Raw genomic sequence first — 17821 nt, forward strand, 5'->3', positions numbered from 1 at the left:
TTTCACTCACTTGTAGATGTAATCACGGGCAAAAGGGTACACCGATTGCGCACCGCGCAAAACGCCATGTTCGACCTTGCCGTCGGGCTTGATGGAAAGCATCTGGTGCAGCGAGATCCATCCCTGCTCGAAACTCATGGCCGAGCCCGCAAGGTAGAGGCGGTAGGCGCGCAACACGCGCTCGGCGTTCTCGGCCTGCCGGCCACCGCTGCGCTGCAGCACCTGGAGCGCCGTGTCCAGTTGCGCTTCGAGCGCGTCCGACCAGGCCCAGAGCGTGCGCGCGTAGTGCGGGCGCAGGCTCTCGGTGTCGACCATCTCCAGGCCGGCCGCCGCTGTTTCGCGCAACACGTGCGTCACGTGCAGCAGCTCGCCGCCGGGGAAGATGTACTTCTCGATGAAGTCGCCCATGCCCGCGCCCAGTTGCCGGTAGTTGAGCTCGCCCGAGGTGATGCCGTGGTTCATGACCAGGCCACCGGGCTTGAGCAGCGAATGGATCTTGCGGAAGTAGGTCGGCATGTTGGCCGCGCCCACATGCTCGAACATGCCGACCGACGAGATCTTGTCGAACGGCTGGTCGACTGACAGCTCGCGGTAGTCGCGCAGCTCGACGCGCACGCGGCCCTGCAGGCCTTTCTCTTCAATCAGGCGCTGCACATACGCATGCTGGTTCTTCGACAGCGTGATACCGGTCGCATCGACGCCGTAGTGCTCGGCCGCCCACAGCAGCAGCGCGCCCCAGCCTGAGCCGATGTCCAGATAGCGCTCGCCCGGCTGCAGCATCAGCTTGCGGCAGATGTGGTCGAGCTTGGCTTCCTGTGCCTGCGCCAGCGTGAGGTCGGGCGTACGGAAGTACGCACATGAATAGACCCGTCGCGGATCGAGCCACAGCGCATAGAAGTCGTCGGAAACGTCGTAGTGGAACTCGATCTGGGCCGCATCCTTGCGCAGCGAATGCGAGCCGTGCGACTTGGCCATGTGCTGCAGGCGGCTCCACCAACCGGTATCGGTCTCCGCCGGATTGCCGGGCAGCATGCCGACGGTGGCGTCGATCAGGTCGCGCATCGCGCCCTCGATCTGCACCTTGCCCTCGACATACGCCTCGCCGATGGCGCCGACCTGCCGCGCAGCCAGCTTGGCAAGGATCGACCATTCCTTGAAAGCCAGCGTCACACGCGAACCCGCCTGGGCGACACGTCGTCCGTCGGGCAATTCCAGTGCGATGGGCACGGGCAGCGAAGCCAGCTGCGACTCGATCTTGGGTATCAAGTTTTGCATGGGGCCCATGGTATTGATTTTTACAAGGCTTTGCATCCCCACCGAACGGCTGGAACCAATCAGGATTGACAGCAGATTGTTTATGTCTAAACTATTCAACCATGAACAGCCTCAGCCCCGCCCATCCCGTTCCAGCCTCGGACCTTCAACGCATCCTGTGCATCGGCGGCGGGCCGGCCGGCCTCTATTTCGCCCTGTTGATGAAGGCGCGCAACCCGGCGCTGCAGATCACCGTGGTGGAACGCAACCGGCCTTTCGACACCTTCGGCTGGGGCGTGGTGCTGAGCGACCAGACGCTCGGCAACCTCAAGGCGGCCGACGCTGACACCGCAGCGCTGATCGGAAACGAATTCCATCACTGGGACGACATCCAGGTGTTCTTCAAGGGCCGCCAGGTGCGCTCGGGCGGCCACGGCTTCTGCGGCATCGGACGCAAGCGGCTGCTGAACATCCTGCAGGAGCGCTGCCTCGCGCTGGGCGTCGACCTCGTGTTCGAGACCGACGCCACCGACGACCAGGCGATTGCCGCGAAGTACAACGCCGACCTCGTCATTGCCAGCGACGGCCTCAACAGCCGTATCCGCCAGCGCTACGCCGACGTGTTCAAGCCCGACGTCGACCTGCGCGAGTGCCGCTTCGTATGGCTCGGAACCAACCAGACCTTCGACGCCTTCACCTTCGCGTTCGAGGAGACCGAGCATGGCTGGTTCCAGGCGCATGCCTACCAGTTCGACGACAAGACATCGACCTTCATCGTGGAGACGCCCGAAGCCGTGTGGAAGGCCCACGGCCTCGACCAGATGGAGCAGCCCGAAGCTGTGGCCTTCTGCGAGAAGCTGTTTGCGAAGTACCTGGGCGGCCATTCGCTGATCAGCAATGCCACGCACCTGCGCGGCTCGGCCAACTGGATCCGCTTTCCGCGCGTGGTGTGCGAGCGCTGGACGCACCGCATCGACGTCAATGGCCGCTCGGTGCCCGTGGTGCTGATGGGCGACGCGGCGCACACGGCGCACTTCTCTATCGGTTCGGGCACCAAGCTCGCGCTGGAAGACGCCATCGACCTCGCGAACGAATTCGAGCAGGGCGGCACGCTCGACCATGTGCTCGAAGGCTACGAGGCACGCCGCAGTGTCGAAGTGCTGAAGATCCAGAACGCCGCGCGCAACTCGACCGAGTGGTTCGAGAACGTGCCGCGCTACACGGGCATGGAGATCGAACAGTTCGCCTACTCGCTGCTCACCCGCTCGCAACGCATCAGCCACGAGAACCTGCGCGTGCGCGACACGCAATGGCTCGGCGGCTACGAGCAGTGGCTCGCTGGCGGCAAGGCGATGGCCCCGATGCTGATGCCGTACAAGGTGCGCGGGCTCACGCTGAAGAACCGCATCCTGGTATCGCCGATGGCCACCTACAGCGCGGTCGACGGCGTGCCACAAGACTTCCTGCTGGTGCACCTGGGCGCGCGCGCGCTCGGCGGCGCCGCAATGGTGTTCGTCGAAATGACGAGCCCGACGCCCGAAGGCCGCATCACGCCGGCCTGCACCGGCCTGTACAACGACACGCAGCAGGTGGCCTTCAAGCGCATCGTCGATTTCGTGCACACGCAATCGAGCGCGAAGATCGCAATGCAGCTCGGCCACAGCGGCCCCAAGGGCTCTACGCGTGTGGGCTGGGAAGGCACCGACGAACCGCTGGAAGATGGCAACTGGCCGGTGCTCGGCGCCAGCGCACTGCCCTACGGCGAACAGAATCAGCTGCCGGCCGCGATCACGCGCGCCGAGATGAACACGCTGCGCGAGCAGTTCGTCGATTCCACGCGCCGTACGGTCGAATGCGGTTTCGACTGGCTCGAACTGCACTGTGCGCACGGCTACCTGCTGTCGGCCTTCATCAGCCCGCTCACGAACCAGCGCACTGACGAATACGGCGGCGACATCGAAGCGCGCTGCCGCTATCCGCTCGAAGTGTTCCGCGCCATGCGCGCCGTGTGGCCGCAAGACAAGCCGATGAGCGTGCGCATCTCCGCCCACGACTGGGCACCGGGCGGCAACACCGATGCCGATGCAGTCATCGTCGCGCGCCTCTTCAAGGAAGCCGGCGCCGACTTCATCGACGTGTCGTCCGGCCAGACCACGCGCGCCGCCAAGCCGATCTACGGACGCATGTACCAGACGCCGTTCTCGGACCGCATCCGCAACGAAGTCGGCATCTCGACCATCGCCGTCGGCGCGATCACCGATGCGGACCAGGCCAACAGCATCATCGCGGCCGGCCGCGCCGACCTGTGCGCCATCGCGCGTCCGCACCTCGCCGACCCCGCATGGACCCTGCATGAAGCTGCCAAGCTGCAAAGCCGCGACGTCGACTGGCCCAAGCAGTACCTGAGCGGCCGCGACCAGATGTACCGCGAGATCGCCAAGCAGCAACAGATCGCCGCGGCCAACGCTGCGCTGGCCGTTGCGCCCAACCCCGAGGAGACACACTGACATGGACCTCGAAGCGCGCGCGCACAGCGAACACCCTGAAGCCCTGCGGCTCTGGCTGCGGTTGCTCACCTGCACCCAGCTCATCGAGAAGCAGGTGCGCAACGAACTGCGCTCGCAGTTCACGACCACGCTGCCGCGCTTCGACCTGATGTCGCAACTCGAACGCTCGCCCGACGGTCTGAAGATGAACGAGCTTTCGCGCCGGATGATGGTGACCGGCGGCAACGTCACCGGCATCACCGATCAGCTCGTGACCGAAGGGCTGGTCGAGCGCATCAACGTCGAAGGCGACCGCCGCGCCTGGCGCGTACGCCTCACCCCACGGGGCCGCAAGCTCTTCAACGAGATGGCGCAGCAACACGAAGACTGGATCGTCGGGGCCTTCTCGGGCCTCAACAGCAAAGAGATCGCGCAGCTTCACAAGCTGCTCGGCAAGGTCAAGCAACACTCACACAACCAATTGATGGCGGAGACCGAATGAAGCACTACATCGGCGCAAGCAATCCCATGCGCGCGCAATTCGAAGCAAAGGCCGACTACAAGGCCACGCACTTCGCATGGCACTATGAAGCGGGCGTCGGCACCGTCACGCTGAACCGGCCCGAGCGCAAGAATCCGCTGACCTTCGATTCGTACGCCGAGCTGCGTGACCTGTTCCGCGCGCTGACCTACGCCACCGACGTGAAGGTGATCGTGATCACCGGAGCGGGCGGCAACTTCTGCTCGGGCGGGGACGTGCACGAGATCATCGGCCCGCTCACCGGCATGCGCATGCCCGAGCTGCTCGAATTCACGCGCATGACCGGCGACCTGGTGAAGGCAATCCGCGCATGCCCGCAGCCGATCGTCGGCGCCATCGACGGCGTGTGCGCCGGTGCCGGCGCAATGATCGCGTTGGCCTGCGACCTGCGCTACGGTTCGCCTTTGACACGCACGGCGTTTCTCTTCACCCGCGTGGGCCTCGCCGGCGCGGACATGGGTGCGTGTGCGCTGCTGCCGCGCGTGATCGGCCAGGGCCGTGCGTCGGAGCTGCTGTTCACCGGCCGCGCGATGACTGCGCAGGAAGGCCACGCCTGGGGCTTCTTCAATGCGCTGCACGAAAGCGATGCATTGCTCGACGCCGCCACCAAGGTGGCGCGCGAGTTGGCCGAAGGTCCGAGCTTCGCGCACGGCATGACCAAGACCATGCTGGCGCAGGAATGGTCGATGACCATCGACCAGGCGATCGAAGCCGAAGCCCAGGCGCAGGCCATCTGCATGCAGACCGAAGATTTCAAGCGTGCGTACGAAGCCTTCGCGGCCAAGCGCAAGCCGGTGTTCGGCGGGGACTGAAGCCATGATGACCAAGATCCCCGCACCGCCTTCGACAGCACACCTTGCGCTGCCGTTCTTCGATGAAGCGCATCGCGCGCTCGCGCAAGACTTGCTGCCCTGGTGCGCAGCACAGGAGATCGATGAGCGAGACGACCGCGCGGCCTGCCGCGAATGGGTACGCCGCCTGGGCGACGGTGGTTGGCTGCGTTATGCCGTGCCGGGCAGCGCAGGCGGCGCGCTGGAGCGCCTCGATTCACGTGCGCTGGTGCTGCTGCGCGAAACGCTCGGCTACCACTCGCCGCTGGCCGACTTCGCTTTTGCAATGCAGGGGCTGGGCAGCGGTGCGATCACGCTCGCAGGCACGCCAGAGCAGCAATCGCAGTACCTGACAGCCGTGGGCAAGGGCGACAAGATCGCAGCCTTCGCACTCAGCGAGCCCGATGCGGGCTCGGACGTGGCCGCGATGGCAATGCGCGCTGAAACTACAGCCGACGGCTGGCTGTTGAACGGCCAGAAGACCTGGATCAGCAACGGCGGCATCGCCGACTTCTACTGCGTGTTCGCCAAGACCGACCCGACCGGCGGCACGCGCGGCATCACCGTGTTCATCGTCGATGCGACCACGCCCGGCCTGGACACCTCGGAGCACATCGACGTGATGGCACCGCACCCGCTGGCCACGCTGCGCTTCGACAACTGTGTCGTGCCGCGCACGGCGCAGCTGGGCGAACTGAACGGCGGCTTCAAGCTGGCGATGCGCACGCTCGACATCTTCCGTGCATCGGTTGCCGCTGCCGCGCTCGGCATGGGACGCCGGGCACTGGCCGAAGCGATTGCGCATGCCAAGGGCCGCCGCATGTTCGGCCAGACGCTCGCCGACTTTCAGCTCACGCAAGCCAAGCTCGGCGAGATGGCTGCGTTGATCGACAGCGCCGCATTGCTCACCTACCGCGCCGCATGGATGCGCGACGACGCCGAGCAGCGCGGTGCACCCGCAGTGGGCGACGTGTCGGCCGCCGCAGCAATGGCCAAGATGTGCGCCACCGAAAACGCAAGCCGCGTGATCGACATGGCACTGCAGATGCACGGCGGCCTGGGCGTGAAGGTTGGCACGAAGATTGAAAGCCTCTACCGCGACATCCGCTCGCTGCGCATTTACGAAGGCGCGACGGAGGTTCAACAACTGATCATCGGCAAATCCGTTCTGCGGGGATAAATACTGTGTCTGCCCAAGTCGACCGCTTCGTTCACGACCGCCTGCCGCCTGCACAGCAGTTGCCGGTTTTTCGTTATGACCTGCCCGAGCTTCAACTGCCCGATCAGTTGAACCTGGTGGAGGAGCTGCTCGACAAGGCAGTCGCGAAGGGTTTCGGCGACAAGCCGATGCTGCGATCGCCGCAAGGCACGCTCACGTATGCGCAGGCTGCGGTCGAGGTCAATCGCATCGCGCAGGTACTGACGGAAGACCTCGGCCTCGTGCCCGGCAATCGCGTGCTGCTGCGTGGCGGCAACTCGGTCGCAATGGCACTGGCATGGCTCGCGGTGGTCAAGGCCGGGCTGATCGCGGTGGCGACCATGCCGCTGCTGCGCGCCAAGGAGCTGGGCGAGATCATCGAGAAGTCGCGCCCCGTGGCCGCACTGTGCGACGGGCGACTGCTCGACGAACTGGTGATGGCGCAGCAGGCGCACCCGGTGCTCGCCACGGTGATTGCATTCAACAAGCCCGACGCGGCCGATTCGCTGTCCGCGCGCGCGGCAGGCAAGAGTGGCGTGTTCACGGCGTGTCCGACGGCGGCCGACGACATCGCGCTGCTCGCCTTCACTTCAGGCACCACCGGCAAGCCGAAAGCGCCGGTCACCACGCACCGCGACGTGCTCGCGATGTGCGAGACCTGGCCGCGCCACGTGCTGCAGGCACGCAGCGACGACATCGTGGTGGGTTCGCCGCCGCTGGCCTTCACCTTCGGGCTCGGCGGCCTGCTGATCTTTCCGATGTGGGCGGGAGCCTCGGTGCACTTTGCCGACGCGCCATTCACGCCCGAGGGGCTGGTGAAGCTGATCAACCAGGTCGGCGCGACCATCTGCTACACGGCACCGACCTTCTATCGCCAGATGGCGCCCTTCGTGCGGCAACACGGCATGCCAGGCCTGCGCATCAGCGTGAGCGCGGGCGAGGCCCTGCCGGACGCGACACGCCAGCTCTGGAAGGAAACCACCGGCATCGAGATGCTCGACGGCATCGGCGGCACCGAGGTGTTCCACATCTACATTTCTGCCGCTGGCGACCAGGTGCGCAAAGGTGCGGTCGGCAAGGCGGTGCCGGGCTTCACCGCGAAAGTGGTGGATGACGAAGGCAACGAAGTGCCGCACGGCACCGTCGGCAAGCTTGCATTGCAAGGGCCGGTCGGTTGCCGCTACCTGGACGATCCGCGCCAGAGCGACTACGTGAAGAACGGCTGGAACTACCCCGGCGATTCCTTCGTGCAGGACGACGACGGCTACTTCTTCTACCAGGCGCGCGCCGATGACATGATCATCACCGCCGGCTACAACGTCGGCGGCCCCGAGGTCGAGGACGCGCTGCTCAAGCACCCGGCCGTGGCCGAGTGCGGCGTGATCGGCAAGCCCGACGCCGACCGGGGCATGATCGTCAAGGCCTTCTGCGTGCTCAAGCCGGGCAACGAAGGCGATGCAGCACTGGTGAAGGCGCTGCAGGACCACGTGAAGGCAACGATCGCGCCGTTCAAATATCCGCGGGAGATCGAGTTCGTGACCGTGCTGCCACGCACGGAGACCGGCAAGCTCCAGCGCTTCAAACTGAGACAACTGAACACCACACCATGATCCACAAACTCCTTCAGCCCGAGGGCTGGTTGCCTCCCAAGGGCTACGCGAACGGTGTCGCCGCGCGCGGCACGACGCTGTTCGTCGGCGGCCAGATCGGCTGGAACGCACAGCAGCAGTTCGAGTCGGACGACTTCATCGACCAATGCGGCCAGGCGCTGCGCAACATCGCCGAGGTGTTGCGTGCGGGTGGCGCGGGCCCTGAGCACATGGTGCGCATGACCTGGTACGTGACCGACCGCGACGAGTACAGCCGCCGTCTTTCGGAGCTGGGCCCGGTGTACCGCGATGCGATGGGGCGCAACTTCCCGGCCATGACCTGCGTGCAGGTCGCGGCACTGGTCGAGCACCGCGCGAAGATCGAGATCGAAGTGACGGCGGTCATTCCGGACTGATCGCGCCTTCTCCGCGCTGCGTCGTCGTCAATCGATGGCGTGCGCGTAGCGCTTGCGGTACTCCGCCGGCGTGATGCCGACCTGGCGCTGGAATGCGCGACGCAAAGTGTCGACATCGGCGAATCCGCATTGGGATGCCACCTGCTTGGGTGCGGCACCTCCCGCTTCCAGCAGGCGGCGTGCAGTGGCCACGCGTGTTTCTTCCACCCACACTGCCGGCGTGACGCCTACTTCCTGGCTGAACAGGCGTGCGAAGTGACGGCCGCTGAGGCCCATCCGACTTGCAAGACTGGCCACGCTGTGGTCCATCGCCGGATTCGCCGCAATCCAGCGTTGCACTTCCTGCAATGCGGACCGGCCCGTGGGTGCGGCTTCGCCTTTGCGGCTGAATTGCATCTGGCCGCCCGGGCGCTTGAAGAACATCACGAGTTGAGCCGCGACTTTCACGGCGACCTCGCGGCCGAGATCTTCCTCGACGAGAGCCAGGGACAGATCAAGGCCGGCAGTCACGCCGGCGGCTGTGCGCAGCCGGCCGTCGCGCACGTGAATGGCGTCAGCGTCGACGGTGACTGAAGGGAAGTCGCGGGCCAGTTGATCGGCCACGGCCCAATGCGTGGTCACGCGGCGGCCGTTCAGGAGCCCAGCCTGCGCAAGGATGAAAGCACCGCTGCAGACTGAGCCGAATCGGCGCACCTTGGGCGTGAGCTTGCGCAGCCAGGCGTTCACGCCAGTGTTGGAGGCGGCGCTCGCGGCGTGCGGCGTGCCGGCAACGAGCAGGGTGTGGATCGGGCTTTCGATTTCCTCGCCGACGACCGCATCGGGCATCAAACGCACGCCGGAAGAGCTGCGAATCGGGCCCGGTCGGCTCGCAATGACAAGCAACCTGTAGGCATCCGTTCCCGACTGCACATTGGCTTCGGCGAACACGTCGAGCGGGCCCGACACGTCCAGCAGTTGAGCCCCCGGCATGGCCAGGATCGCGATGGTCTTGGTGGTTGCTCTCATGGCGTCTGCGTCTCTTTCAGCGATGCAATGGCTTGATTCGTCGTTTCACGACCATTGAAGCCACTGTAGCCCACTCCTAAAGTTGTTCTCACACTCACAGGAGAAATCCACATGGCTTTGACGACAACCATTGAAGGGGTGCGCATCCCCGACAGCAAGCTCGCGCGCGAGATCACGGAGCTGGTTCGGGACGCGGCGCCGCCGCTGCTGTTTCATCACTCGAGCCGCGTCTACTACTTCGGTGCGCTGGCTGGAAAGCATCGCGGCCTGATCTTCGACCCTGAGCTGCTGTATGCGGGCGCGATGTTCCACGACATGGGGCTGCTGAAGGCCCACAGCAGCACGCACGAGCGCTTCGAGGTCGATGGCGCGAATGTGGCACGCGATTTTCTGCGCGGCCACGGGATCTCTCAGCAGGATGTCGACCTGGTCTGGACTTCGATCGCGCTGCACACGACACCGGGAATCCCGCAGCACATGCACCCGGTGGTGGCCTTGGTAACCGCCGGCGTCGAGATGGACGTGCTGGGCCTGACTTATCCGGAGTACAGCGAGGCGGAGCGCACGCAGGTCGTGCATGCGCATCCACGCAGCGAGCACTTCAAGGAAGACATCATCCAGGCCTTCTACGACGGCATCAAACACAAGCCGGAGAGCACCTTCGGCAACGTCAAGGCGGATGTGATCGCGGACAAGGAGCCGCACTTCCACCGGGGCAACTTCTGCAGCGTGATCCGTTGCTCGGCTTGGCACGGCTGAGAAATTCGAGAAATTAAAAAGCCCTCGTTGCGAGGGCTTGATTCATTCGATTCATCGAGCAAAGAAAAAAGGCCCTTTGAAAATCAAAGGGCCTTTTAAATTGGTTGCGCGAGCAAGATTTGAACTTGCGACCTTTGGGTTATGAGCCCAACGAGCTACCAGGCTGCTCCATCGCGCGGCAAGATGGAATTATATCTTATTCTGCAGCGCCTTGGGCGGCATCTGCTTCTTTAATTTCAGGACGGTCGACCAGTTCGACCAGAGCCATCGGCGCGTTGTCGCCCACGCGGAAACCCATTTTCAGGATACGCGTGTAGCCGCCTGGACGAGCCGCGAAACGCGGACCCAGATCGGCGAAGAGCTTGACTACGCTGTCGCGGTCACGCAGGCGGTCGAAAGCCAGGCGCTTGTTGGCGAGCGTGGGCTTCTTGGCGAGCGTGATCATCGGTTCGATGACGCGGCGCAGTTCCTTGGCCTTGGGGACCGTGGTCTTGATGACTTCGTGCTCGATGAGCGAATTCATCATGTTCTGCAGCATCGCAAGGCGGTGCGAGCTGGTGCGGTTGAGTTTGCGAAGTCCGTGTCCGTGACGCATGGTGCTTTTCCTTTACTTTATTAAACAGGCAGCCGTATCAGGTACTGCCCGGGCACGAGCCCTCAGGGGCTCAATTCAAAACAAAAATCAACGCTTGTCGAGGCCGGCCGGCGGCCAGCTTTCAAGCTTCATACCCAAGGTCAGGCCGCGCGAAGCGAGGACTTCCTTGATTTCGTTGAGCGACTTGCGACCCAGGTTCGGGGTCTTGAGCAACTCGTTCTCGGTGCGCTGGATCAGGTCACCGATGTAGTAGATGTTTTCGGCCTTCAGGCAATTGGCCGAACGCACGGTGAGTTCGAGCTCGTCGACAGGGCGCAGCAGGATCGGATCGAATTGCTGAGCACTGCGCGGTGCCGGTGCATCGAATGCAGCCAGTTCGCCGCCTTCGAGCTGCGCAAACACTGCGAGCTGTTCGACCAGGATTTTAGCCGAAGCGCGCACTGCATCTTCAGCAGTGATCGCACCGTTGGTTTCGATCTCGACCAGCAGCTTGTCCAGGTCGGTACGCTGTTCGACACGGGCGCTTTCGACCGTGTAGCTCACGCGCTTGACGGGCGAGAACGACGCGTCGAGAACGATACGGCCAATCGACTTGGTCGGCTCGTCCGCGTAGCGGCGCATCGTGCCGGGCACATAGCCGCGACCCTTTTCAACCTTGATCTGCATGTCGAGCTTGCCGCCTTGCGACAGGTGCGCGATCACGTGGTCAGGATTGATGATCTCGACATCGTGCGGAGTCTGGATGTCCGACGCCAGGACCGGGCCTTCGCCGTCCTTGCGCAGGCTCAGCGTGACTTCGTCGCGGTTGTGGAGCTTGAACACCACGCCCTTGAGATTCAGCAGGATGTTGACGACATCTTCCTGCACGCCGTCGATCGACGAGTACTCATGCAGAACGCCAGCGATCGTGACTTCGGTGGCCGAGTAGCCGACCATGGACGACAGCAGAACGCGACGCAGCGCGTTGCCGAGCGTGTGGCCGTAGCCGCGCTCGAAAGGTTCGAGCGTAACCTTGGCCTTGTTGGGGGCAAGTTGCTCGACCTGGATGGTCTTGGGTTTCAGCAGGGTGGTTTGCATGCAGACTTCCTCTCAATACCCCCGGCTCGTTACACCGGTAAGGCTGGTGAAGCACCTGACCCGCGGCAAAGCACGGGGCAGGAACGTGAACAACAATAACAATCTCCCGCACGCGCCACAGGGCGGGTGCGGGTAGAAAAAATCAACGCGAATACAGTTCGACGATCAGCGATTCGTTGATGTCGGCGGCGAATTCGTCGCGATCAGGCACCTTCTTGAAGACACCTTCGCCCTTGTCGGCGTTCACTTCGACCCAAGCCGGGATACCGACTTGTTGGGCGAGCTGGAGCGCTTCGGCAATGCGGGTCTGCTTCTTCGACTTGTCGCGCACAGCGATCACGTCGCCGGTCTTGACCAGGTACGACGGGATGTTGACCGACTGGCCGTTCACCGTGATCGCCTTGTGCGACACGAGTTGACGTGCTTCAGCGCGGGTCGAGCCGAAGCCCATGCGGTAGACGACGTTGTCCAGGCGCGATTCGAGAATGAACAGCAGGTTGGCGCCGGTGTTGCCACGGCGACGGTCAGCTTCTTCGAAGTAGCGGCGGAATTGCTTTTCCAGCACGCCGTACATGCGCTTGACCTTCTGCTTTTCGCGCAGTTGCAGACCGTAGTCCGACGTGCGCTGACCCGAAGTACGACCGTGTTGGCCGGGCTTGGAATCGAACTTGGCCTTGTCTTGAATGGAGCGACGGGCGCTCTTCAGGAACAGGTCGGTGCCTTCACGGCGGGAAAGTTTGGCCTTGGGGCCGAGGTAGCGTGCCACGAGTTTTCCTTTATGTCATCTGCCGCAGTTGCCTGCGGGAGCCATCTGCGAGACGCGAATGGCGGTGGGCTTAGTTAAAAAACAAATGCGCAGCCGCTCGAAAGCTGGCTGCGCCTTGCGGTCTGACGATCAGATGCGGCGACGCTTCTGGGGACGGCAGCCGTTGTGCGGAACGGGCGTCACGTCGGCAATGGAATTGATCCGGATGCCGAGCGCAGCCAATGCGCGCACCGACGATTCGCGACCAGGACCGGGGCCCTTGATCTCGACGTCGAGGTTCTTGATACCTTGTTCGACAGCAGCACGGCCGGCAACTTCGGAAGCCACCTGCGCAGCGAACGGGGTCGACTTGCGCGAGCCCTTGAAGCCCTGGCCACCCGACGAAGCCCACGACAGGGCATTGCCCTGGCGATCGGTGATCGTGATGATGGTGTTGTTGAACGAGGCATGCACGTGGGCGATACCGTCCGCAACGTTCTTGCGAACCTTCTTGCGAACGCGCTGTGCGGCGTTGTTTGCAGGTGCTTTAGCCATGCTGGTCTATCCTTATTTCTTCAGGGACTGCGCGGCCTTGCGCGGACCCTTGCGGGTGCGGGCATTGGTGCGCGTGCGCTGGCCGCGCATCGGCAGGCCGCGACGGTGACGGAAGCCGCGATAGCAACCGATGTCCATCAAACGCTTGATGTTCATCGTCGTCTCGCGACGCAGATCGCCTTCGATCGTGAACAGAGCGATCTGGTCACGGATCTTCTCGAGATCGCCGTCGGTCAGATCTTTGATCTTCTTCGAATATTCGATGCCGCTCGCTTCGCAGATTTGACGGGCGCGGGTGCGTCCGATACCGAAAATGGCGGTCAGGCCGATTTCAGCGTGCTTGTGCGGCGGGATGTTGATGCCAGCAATACGTGCCATGTGCGTCCTCTAATACTCTTCAATCAACCCTGGCGCTGCTTGTGGCGCGGGTCGGTGCAAATCACACGCACCACACCTTTACGGCGGATGACCTTGCAATTACGGCAGATGGTTTTGACCGAAGCCGAAACTCTCATTTCATTCTCCTAAAACTGTTTAACGTGGCGGTCTACCGCCCGGACTCAATACTGAAACACAGCCCTACGATGTCTTGAAGTTGGCCTTCTTCAGCAGCGATTCGTACTGCTGAGACATCATGTAGTTTTGCACCTGGGCCATGAAGTCCATCGTGACAACCACGATGATCAGCAGGGAGGTACCACCGAAGTAGAACGGCACGTTGTACTTCAGGATCAGGAACTCGGGCAGCAGGCAGACGAAGGTGATATACACCGCGCCGGCCAACGTCAGGCGAACCAGAATCTTGTCGATATAGCGAGCGGTCTGATCACCCGGGCGAATGCCAGGAATGAATGCACCACTCTTCTTCAGGTTGTCGGCCGTTTCCTTGCTGTTGAACACGAGTGCCGTGTAGAAGAAGCAGAAGAAAACGATCGCAGCGGCATACAGCAGCACGTAGATCGGCTCACCCGGACGCAGAGCGCCGGCAATGTCCTTGATCCAGCGGAAGCCACCTTCACCGGTGCTGAACCAGCCAACCACCGTTGCGGGCAGCAGGATGATCGACGAAGCGAAGATCGGCGGAATCACACCAGCCATGTTCAGCTTCAAGGGCAGGTGCGACGACTGGCCGCCGTAGACCTTGTTGCCGACCTGGCGCCGCGCATAGTTCACGAGGATCTTGCGCTGACCGCGTTCGACGAACACCACGAAGTAGGTGACCAGCACCACGACCGCGATGATGAAGAGCGCAATGATCGGATTCATTGCACCAGTCGTCACCAGCGAAGCCAAGCCACCGATGGCGTTGGGCAAGCCAGCCGCGATACCTGCAAAGATCAGGATCGAGATGCCATTGCCCAGACCGCGTTCGGTGATCTGCTCGCCGAGCCACATCAGGAACATCGAACCAGCCGTCAGACTCACCATGGCGGTCAGGCGGAAGCCAAAACCGGGGGCGATGACCAGACCAGCCGACGATTCGAGAGCCACTGCAATGCTGAACGACTGGAACAGTGCCAGACCCAGCGCGCCGTAGCGCGTGTACTGCGTGATCTTGCGGCGACCGGCCTCGCCTTCCTTCTTCAATTGCTCGAAGGTCGGAAGCACGTAGGTCATCAACTGCATGATGATCGACGCCGAGATGTACGGCATGATCCCCAACGCGAACACGGTGAAGCGCGACAGCGCCCCGCCCGAGAACATGTTGAACAGGCTCAGAATGCCGCCCTGCTGGCCCTGGAACAACGCTGCCAGCTGGTCCGGGTTGATACCCGGCACAGGAATGTGCGCGCCGACCCGATAGACCACGAGCGCGAGCAGCAAAAAGACGAGCCGACGACGGAGGTCGCCGAATTTGCCTGTTTTTGCGATCGTTGCCGCGTTAGTTGCCACGAAGAACTTCTTTCAGTCCGAAGGTGATCAGGCGATGCTGCCGCCGGCTGCTTCGATCGCAGCCTTGGCACCAGCGGTTGCGCCCACGCCCGTCAGCTTGACGGCTTTGGTGAGTTCACCGGTCTTGATGATCTTGACGACCTTGGCGAGCTGGCCCACGAGGCCGGCTTGCTTGAGCGCCAGGACATCCACTTCGGCCAGGCCGAGCTGCTCGAGGGCAGTCAGCGTGACTTCAGCGTTGAACTTCAGCAGGTGCGACTTGAAACCACGCTTGGGCAGGCGACGTTGCAGCGGCATTTGGCCGCCTTCGAAACCGACCTTGTGGAAACCGCCAGCGCGCGACTTCTGACCCTTGTGACCGCGACCCGCGGTCTTGCCGATGCCGGAGCCGATACCACGGCCGACGCGACGCTTCGCGTGCTTGGCGCCGGCTGCCGGCTTGATGCCATTGAGTTCCATATCAGTCTCTCTTACAGAACTTTGACCAGATAACTGATCTTGTTGATCATGCCGCGCACCGCCGGGGTGTCTTGCAGCTCGCTCACGCTGTTGATCTTGCGCAGGCCGAGGCCACGCACGGTCGCGCGATGCGATTCCTTGGTGCCAATCGGGCTCTTGACCAATTGCACCTTGAGGGTTTGTTGTTGCGTCGTCATTTGAATGCTTCTTTCAGGCTTGCGCTCAAGCGAAGATTTCTTCGACGGTCAGGCCACGCTTGGCAGCCACTGCGGACGCGGTCGTCGAGTTCTTCAACCCGTCGAGCGTGGCGCGAACCATGTTGTAGGGATTCGACGAACCATGGCTCTTGGCCACGATGTCGGTGATGCCCATGACTTCGAAAACAGCGCGCATCGGGCCGCCAGCGATGATGCCGGTACCCTTCGGGGCGGGAATCATGACGACCGAAGCGGCGCCATGGTGACCCGTCACGCGGTGATGCAGCGTGCCGTTCTTGATCGAGATCTTGGCCAGGTTGCGACGGGCTTCTTCCATTGCCTTCTGCACGGCAGCAGGCACTTCCTTCGACTTGCCCTTGCCCATGCCGACGCGGCCTTCGCCGTCGCCCACCACGGTGAGTGCTGCGAAACCGAGGATACGACCACCCTTCACCACCTTGGTGACGCGGTTGATCGCGATCATCTTCTCGCGCAAACCGTCTTCAGGGCCTTCGTTCTGCGTTCTTGCTTGAATCTTTGCCATTTTGAATCTCGTGTCCGGTTAGAACTGCAGACCGGCTTCGCGAGCCGCCTCGGCCAGCGCCTTGACGCGGCCGTGGTATGCGAAACCTGCGCGGTCGAAGGCGACCTTCTCGACGCCGGCAGCCTTCGCTTTTTCAGCGATGCGCTTGCCGACGGCGGTGGCTGCAGCGGCATTGCCGCCCTTGCCCGAACCGCCGAGCGAGGTACGCACTTCGGCTTCTGCCGTCGATGCGGTTGCAATCACCTTGGTGCCGTCGTCGGAGATGACGGTGGCATAGATGTGCAGATTGGTACGGTTCACCGTCAGACGGGCCACACCCTGCGTCGCGATGCGAATGCGGGTCTGGCGCGAGCGGCGAAGGCGCTGTGCTTTTTTGGTCAACATCATTTTGCTGCCCCTTACTTCTTCTTGGTCTCTTTGATCACGATCTTCTCGTCCGAATAACGGATGCCCTTGCCCTTGTAAGGCTCAGGCGGACGAACAGCGCGGATCTCAGCGGCGATTTGACCAACGCGTTGACGGTCAGCGCCCTTGATCAGGATTTCGGTCGGGGTCGCGGTGGTCACCGTGATGCCTTGGGGCATTTCGATGTTGACCGGGTGCGAGTAACCAACCAGCAGATTCAGCTTGGCGCCAGACGCCGCAGCCTTGAAGCCGACGCCGACCAGGTTGAGCTTCTTCTCGAAGCCCTTGGTCACGCCAACAACCATGTTGTTCACCAGCTGACGGATCGTGCCGCTCATCGCATTCGCTTCACGCGACTCGTTGGCAGGTTCGAAGTTCAGCTTGCCGTCATTGCTGACGACCTTGACCAGTGCATTGCGTTGCAGGACGAGCGTGCCGCCCGTGCCCTTCACGCTGATCTGGTCTTCCTTGATCGACACATCCACGCCAGCGGGGATGGTGATCGGCATTTTTCCTACTCGGGACATTTCAGTAACTCCTCGATGTCTCGGTTAGGCGACGTAGCACAGGACTTCGCCACCGACACCGGTAGCGCGTGCCTTGCGGTCGGTCATCACGCCCTGGGGGGTCGTGACGATCGCAACGCCGAGGCCGTTCTGGACTTGCGGAATGGAAGCACTGGCCTTGTAGACGCGCAGGCCAGGGCGGCTCACGCGCTCGATGCGCTCGATGACCGGACGGCCAGCGTAGTACTTCAGGACAATTTCAAGCTCGCTCTTGCCAGCTTCGGTCTTGACTTGGAAACCGTCGATGTAGCCTTCGTCCTTCAGGACTTGTGCGATCGCGATCTTCACCTTGGAAGAGGGGACCGACACAGTGGGCTTCGCCACCATCTGCGCGTTACGAATACGCGTCAGCAGGTCGGCAATGGGATCACTCATGCTCATGTTGTTTGCTCCTGCCTGGCTTACCAGCTGGCCTTGGTGACACCGGGGATGTCACCAGCGAAAGCCAGTTCACGGATCTTGGCGCGAGCCAGACCGAATTGACGGAAGGTACCGCGCGGACGACCGGTGATCGCGCAACGGTTGCGTTGGCGGGTCGGATTCGCGTTGCGCGGAAGCTTTTGCAGACCCAGGCGGGCAGCTGCACGCTCTTCGTCGGTCTTCTTCACGTCGTTGGAAGCTGCCTTCAGTTCTGCATGCTTCGCAGCGAACTTGGCAACCAGCTTGTCGCGCTTGAGTTCGCGCTGGATCAAAGATTGTTTAGCCAC

Annotated in this window: 23 protein-coding genes and 1 tRNA gene; 7 read left to right on the plus strand and 17 right to left on the minus strand. The window is 62.7% G+C overall.

The annotated features are described in order from the left end of the window. Window positions 1-6 precede the first annotated feature (6 nt). Window positions 7-1275 (minus strand): class I SAM-dependent methyltransferase, encoded by a 1269-nt coding sequence (locus H7F35_RS10140; protein ID WP_187112755.1) that lies wholly within the window; start codon window positions 1273-1275, stop codon window positions 7-9. A 101-nt stretch (window positions 1276-1376) separates the two neighbouring features. Here H7F35_RS10140 and H7F35_RS10145 point away from each other — a divergent pair, with 101 nt between their 5' ends. The 6 genes from H7F35_RS10145 to H7F35_RS10170 are packed head-to-tail and all read left to right on the plus strand — an operon-like array spanning window position 1377 to window position 8314. Beyond that, the gene (locus tag H7F35_RS10145; RefSeq protein WP_187112756.1) at window positions 1377-3761 is read left to right on the plus strand and encodes a bifunctional salicylyl-CoA 5-hydroxylase/oxidoreductase; all 2385 of its coding nucleotides are present in this window, start codon (window positions 1377-1379) and stop codon (window positions 3759-3761) included. A 1-nt stretch (window position 3762) separates the two neighbouring features. After that, window positions 3763-4242 (plus strand): MarR family winged helix-turn-helix transcriptional regulator, encoded by a 480-nt coding sequence (locus H7F35_RS10150; RefSeq protein WP_187112757.1) that lies wholly within the window; start codon window positions 3763-3765, stop codon window positions 4240-4242. Beyond that, window positions 4239-5093 carry an enoyl-CoA hydratase family protein gene (locus H7F35_RS10155; protein WP_187112758.1) on the plus strand — a complete coding sequence of 285 codons (855 nt, stop codon included), beginning with the start codon at window positions 4239-4241 and terminating at the stop codon, window positions 5091-5093. Before H7F35_RS10150 ends, H7F35_RS10155 begins: the two co-directional genes overlap by 4 nt. Window positions 5094-5097: 4 nt before the next feature. After that, window positions 5098-6291: an acyl-CoA dehydrogenase family protein gene (locus H7F35_RS10160; RefSeq protein WP_187112759.1), complete on the plus strand. Its 1194-nt coding sequence runs from the start codon at window positions 5098-5100 to the stop codon at window positions 6289-6291. Between the two features lie 5 nt (window positions 6292-6296). Continuing rightward, window positions 6297-7919 carry an AMP-binding protein gene (locus H7F35_RS10165; RefSeq protein WP_187112760.1) on the plus strand — a complete coding sequence of 541 codons (1623 nt, stop codon included), beginning with the start codon at window positions 6297-6299 and terminating at the stop codon, window positions 7917-7919. After that, entirely contained in the window at window positions 7916-8314 is a 399-nt protein-coding gene (locus H7F35_RS10170; RefSeq protein WP_187112761.1) for a RidA family protein, read from the plus strand. The genes H7F35_RS10165 and H7F35_RS10170 overlap by 4 nt, the downstream gene beginning before the upstream one ends. Window positions 8315-8341: 27 nt before the next feature. Here H7F35_RS10170 and H7F35_RS10175 read toward each other — a convergent pair whose 3' ends face one another. Next, window positions 8342-9319: a GlxA family transcriptional regulator gene (locus H7F35_RS10175; protein ID WP_187112762.1), complete on the minus strand. Its 978-nt coding sequence runs from the start codon at window positions 9317-9319 to the stop codon at window positions 8342-8344. Between the two features lie 111 nt (window positions 9320-9430). Here H7F35_RS10175 and H7F35_RS10180 point away from each other — a divergent pair, with 111 nt between their 5' ends. Then, window positions 9431-10078 carry an HD domain-containing protein gene (locus tag H7F35_RS10180; RefSeq protein ID WP_410010770.1) on the plus strand — a complete coding sequence of 216 codons (648 nt, stop codon included), beginning with the start codon at window positions 9431-9433 and terminating at the stop codon, window positions 10076-10078. 101 nt (window positions 10079-10179) lie between these two features. Here H7F35_RS10180 and H7F35_RS10185 read toward each other — a convergent pair. The 15 genes from H7F35_RS10185 to rpsN all read right to left on the minus strand — a co-directional run bounded on the left by H7F35_RS10185 (window position 10180) and on the right by rpsN (window position 17821). Then, window positions 10180-10256: transfer RNA gene (locus tag H7F35_RS10185), tRNA-Met, on the minus strand. Between the two features lie 18 nt (window positions 10257-10274). After that, complete coding sequence (rplQ, locus tag H7F35_RS10190) at window positions 10275-10673, minus strand: 50S ribosomal protein L17 (RefSeq protein ID WP_093243007.1); 399 nt, start codon at window positions 10671-10673, stop codon at window positions 10275-10277. A gap of 87 nt (window positions 10674-10760) precedes the next feature. Further along, window positions 10761-11750, minus strand: a complete 990-nt coding sequence (locus H7F35_RS10195; protein WP_093059385.1) for a DNA-directed RNA polymerase subunit alpha — start codon at window positions 11748-11750, stop codon at window positions 10761-10763. A 142-nt stretch (window positions 11751-11892) separates the two neighbouring features. Beyond that, complete coding sequence (gene rpsD, locus H7F35_RS10200; protein WP_187112763.1) at window positions 11893-12516, minus strand: 30S ribosomal protein S4; 624 nt, start codon at window positions 12514-12516, stop codon at window positions 11893-11895. A gap of 129 nt (window positions 12517-12645) precedes the next feature. Then, entirely contained in the window at window positions 12646-13050 is a 405-nt protein-coding gene (gene rpsK, locus H7F35_RS10205; protein WP_009124825.1) for a 30S ribosomal protein S11, read from the minus strand. 12 nt (window positions 13051-13062) lie between these two features. Beyond that, on the minus strand, window positions 13063-13428 hold the full coding sequence (gene rpsM, locus H7F35_RS10210) for a 30S ribosomal protein S13 (RefSeq protein ID WP_093243005.1): 366 nt from the start codon (window positions 13426-13428) through the stop codon (window positions 13063-13065). Between the two features lie 23 nt (window positions 13429-13451). Then, complete coding sequence (gene rpmJ / locus H7F35_RS10215) at window positions 13452-13565, minus strand: 50S ribosomal protein L36 (protein WP_013544106.1); 114 nt, start codon at window positions 13563-13565, stop codon at window positions 13452-13454. 64 nt (window positions 13566-13629) lie between these two features. Further along, on the minus strand, window positions 13630-14943 hold the full coding sequence (gene secY / locus H7F35_RS10220; RefSeq protein ID WP_187112764.1) for a preprotein translocase subunit SecY: 1314 nt from the start codon (window positions 14941-14943) through the stop codon (window positions 13630-13632). Window positions 14944-14970: 27 nt separating this feature from the next. Then, window positions 14971-15402: a 50S ribosomal protein L15 gene (rplO, locus tag H7F35_RS10225; protein ID WP_013544108.1), complete on the minus strand. Its 432-nt coding sequence runs from the start codon at window positions 15400-15402 to the stop codon at window positions 14971-14973. Window positions 15403-15413: 11 nt separating this feature from the next. Then, on the minus strand, window positions 15414-15599 hold the full coding sequence (rpmD, locus tag H7F35_RS10230; protein WP_124464540.1) for a 50S ribosomal protein L30: 186 nt from the start codon (window positions 15597-15599) through the stop codon (window positions 15414-15416). Window positions 15600-15624: 25 nt separating this feature from the next. Then, the gene (gene rpsE, locus H7F35_RS10235; protein ID WP_013544109.1) at window positions 15625-16143 is read right to left on the minus strand and encodes a 30S ribosomal protein S5; all 519 of its coding nucleotides are present in this window, start codon (window positions 16141-16143) and stop codon (window positions 15625-15627) included. 18 nt (window positions 16144-16161) lie between these two features. After that, the gene (gene rplR / locus H7F35_RS10240; RefSeq protein ID WP_042672913.1) at window positions 16162-16527 is read right to left on the minus strand and encodes a 50S ribosomal protein L18; all 366 of its coding nucleotides are present in this window, start codon (window positions 16525-16527) and stop codon (window positions 16162-16164) included. Window positions 16528-16541: 14 nt separating this feature from the next. Then, window positions 16542-17075: a 50S ribosomal protein L6 gene (gene rplF, locus H7F35_RS10245; protein WP_187112765.1), complete on the minus strand. Its 534-nt coding sequence runs from the start codon at window positions 17073-17075 to the stop codon at window positions 16542-16544. Between the two features lie 24 nt (window positions 17076-17099). Beyond that, window positions 17100-17495 carry a 30S ribosomal protein S8 gene (gene rpsH / locus H7F35_RS10250; RefSeq protein WP_013544112.1) on the minus strand — a complete coding sequence of 132 codons (396 nt, stop codon included), beginning with the start codon at window positions 17493-17495 and terminating at the stop codon, window positions 17100-17102. 20 nt (window positions 17496-17515) lie between these two features. Next, window positions 17516-17821: a 30S ribosomal protein S14 gene (gene rpsN, locus H7F35_RS10255; protein ID WP_187112766.1), complete on the minus strand. Its 306-nt coding sequence runs from the start codon at window positions 17819-17821 to the stop codon at window positions 17516-17518.

It is taken from the genome of Variovorax sp. PAMC26660, from assembly GCF_014302995.1.
Classification (GTDB): Bacteria; Pseudomonadota; Gammaproteobacteria; order Burkholderiales; family Burkholderiaceae_C; genus Variovorax.

Bases quoted from the DNA above. Each gene is read 5' to 3' on its own strand.
- rplO (WP_013544108.1), bottom strand. From the start codon at position 15,402: ATGGAACTCAATGGCATCAAGCCGGCAGCCGGCGCCAAGCACGCGAAG.
- H7F35_RS10160 (WP_187112759.1), top strand. From the start codon at position 5,098: ATGATGACCAAGATCCCCGCACCGCCTTCGACAGCACACCTTGCGCTG.
- H7F35_RS10170 (WP_187112761.1), top strand. From the start codon at position 7,916: ATGATCCACAAACTCCTTCAGCCCGAGGGCTGGTTGCCTCCCAAGGGC.
- rpmJ (WP_013544106.1), bottom strand. From the start codon at position 13,565: ATGAGAGTTTCGGCTTCGGTCAAAACCATCTGCCGTAATTGCAAGGTC.
- rplQ (WP_093243007.1), bottom strand. From the start codon at position 10,673: ATGCGTCACGGACACGGACTTCGCAAACTCAACCGCACCAGCTCGCAC.
- rpsM (WP_093243005.1), bottom strand. From the start codon at position 13,428: ATGGCACGTATTGCTGGCATCAACATCCCGCCGCACAAGCACGCTGAA.
- H7F35_RS10145 (WP_187112756.1), top strand. From the start codon at position 1,377: ATGAACAGCCTCAGCCCCGCCCATCCCGTTCCAGCCTCGGACCTTCAA.
- H7F35_RS10155 (WP_187112758.1), top strand. From the start codon at position 4,239: ATGAAGCACTACATCGGCGCAAGCAATCCCATGCGCGCGCAATTCGAA.
- rpmD (WP_124464540.1), bottom strand. From the start codon at position 15,599: ATGACGACGCAACAACAAACCCTCAAGGTGCAATTGGTCAAGAGCCCG.
- H7F35_RS10195 (WP_093059385.1), bottom strand. From the start codon at position 11,750: ATGCAAACCACCCTGCTGAAACCCAAGACCATCCAGGTCGAGCAACTT.
- rplF (WP_187112765.1), bottom strand. From the start codon at position 17,075: ATGTCCCGAGTAGGAAAAATGCCGATCACCATCCCCGCTGGCGTGGAT.
- rpsH (WP_013544112.1), bottom strand. From the start codon at position 17,495: ATGAGCATGAGTGATCCCATTGCCGACCTGCTGACGCGTATTCGTAAC.
- rpsE (WP_013544109.1), bottom strand. From the start codon at position 16,143: ATGGCAAAGATTCAAGCAAGAACGCAGAACGAAGGCCCTGAAGACGGT.
- rpsK (WP_009124825.1), bottom strand. From the start codon at position 13,050: ATGGCTAAAGCACCTGCAAACAACGCCGCACAGCGCGTTCGCAAGAAG.
- H7F35_RS10180 (WP_410010770.1), top strand. From the start codon at position 9,431: ATGGCTTTGACGACAACCATTGAAGGGGTGCGCATCCCCGACAGCAAG.
- H7F35_RS10175 (WP_187112762.1), bottom strand. From the start codon at position 9,319: ATGAGAGCAACCACCAAGACCATCGCGATCCTGGCCATGCCGGGGGCT.
- H7F35_RS10140 (WP_187112755.1), bottom strand. From the start codon at position 1,275: ATGCAAAACTTGATACCCAAGATCGAGTCGCAGCTGGCTTCGCTGCCC.
- H7F35_RS10150 (WP_187112757.1), top strand. From the start codon at position 3,763: ATGGACCTCGAAGCGCGCGCGCACAGCGAACACCCTGAAGCCCTGCGG.
- rplR (WP_042672913.1), bottom strand. From the start codon at position 16,527: ATGTTGACCAAAAAAGCACAGCGCCTTCGCCGCTCGCGCCAGACCCGC.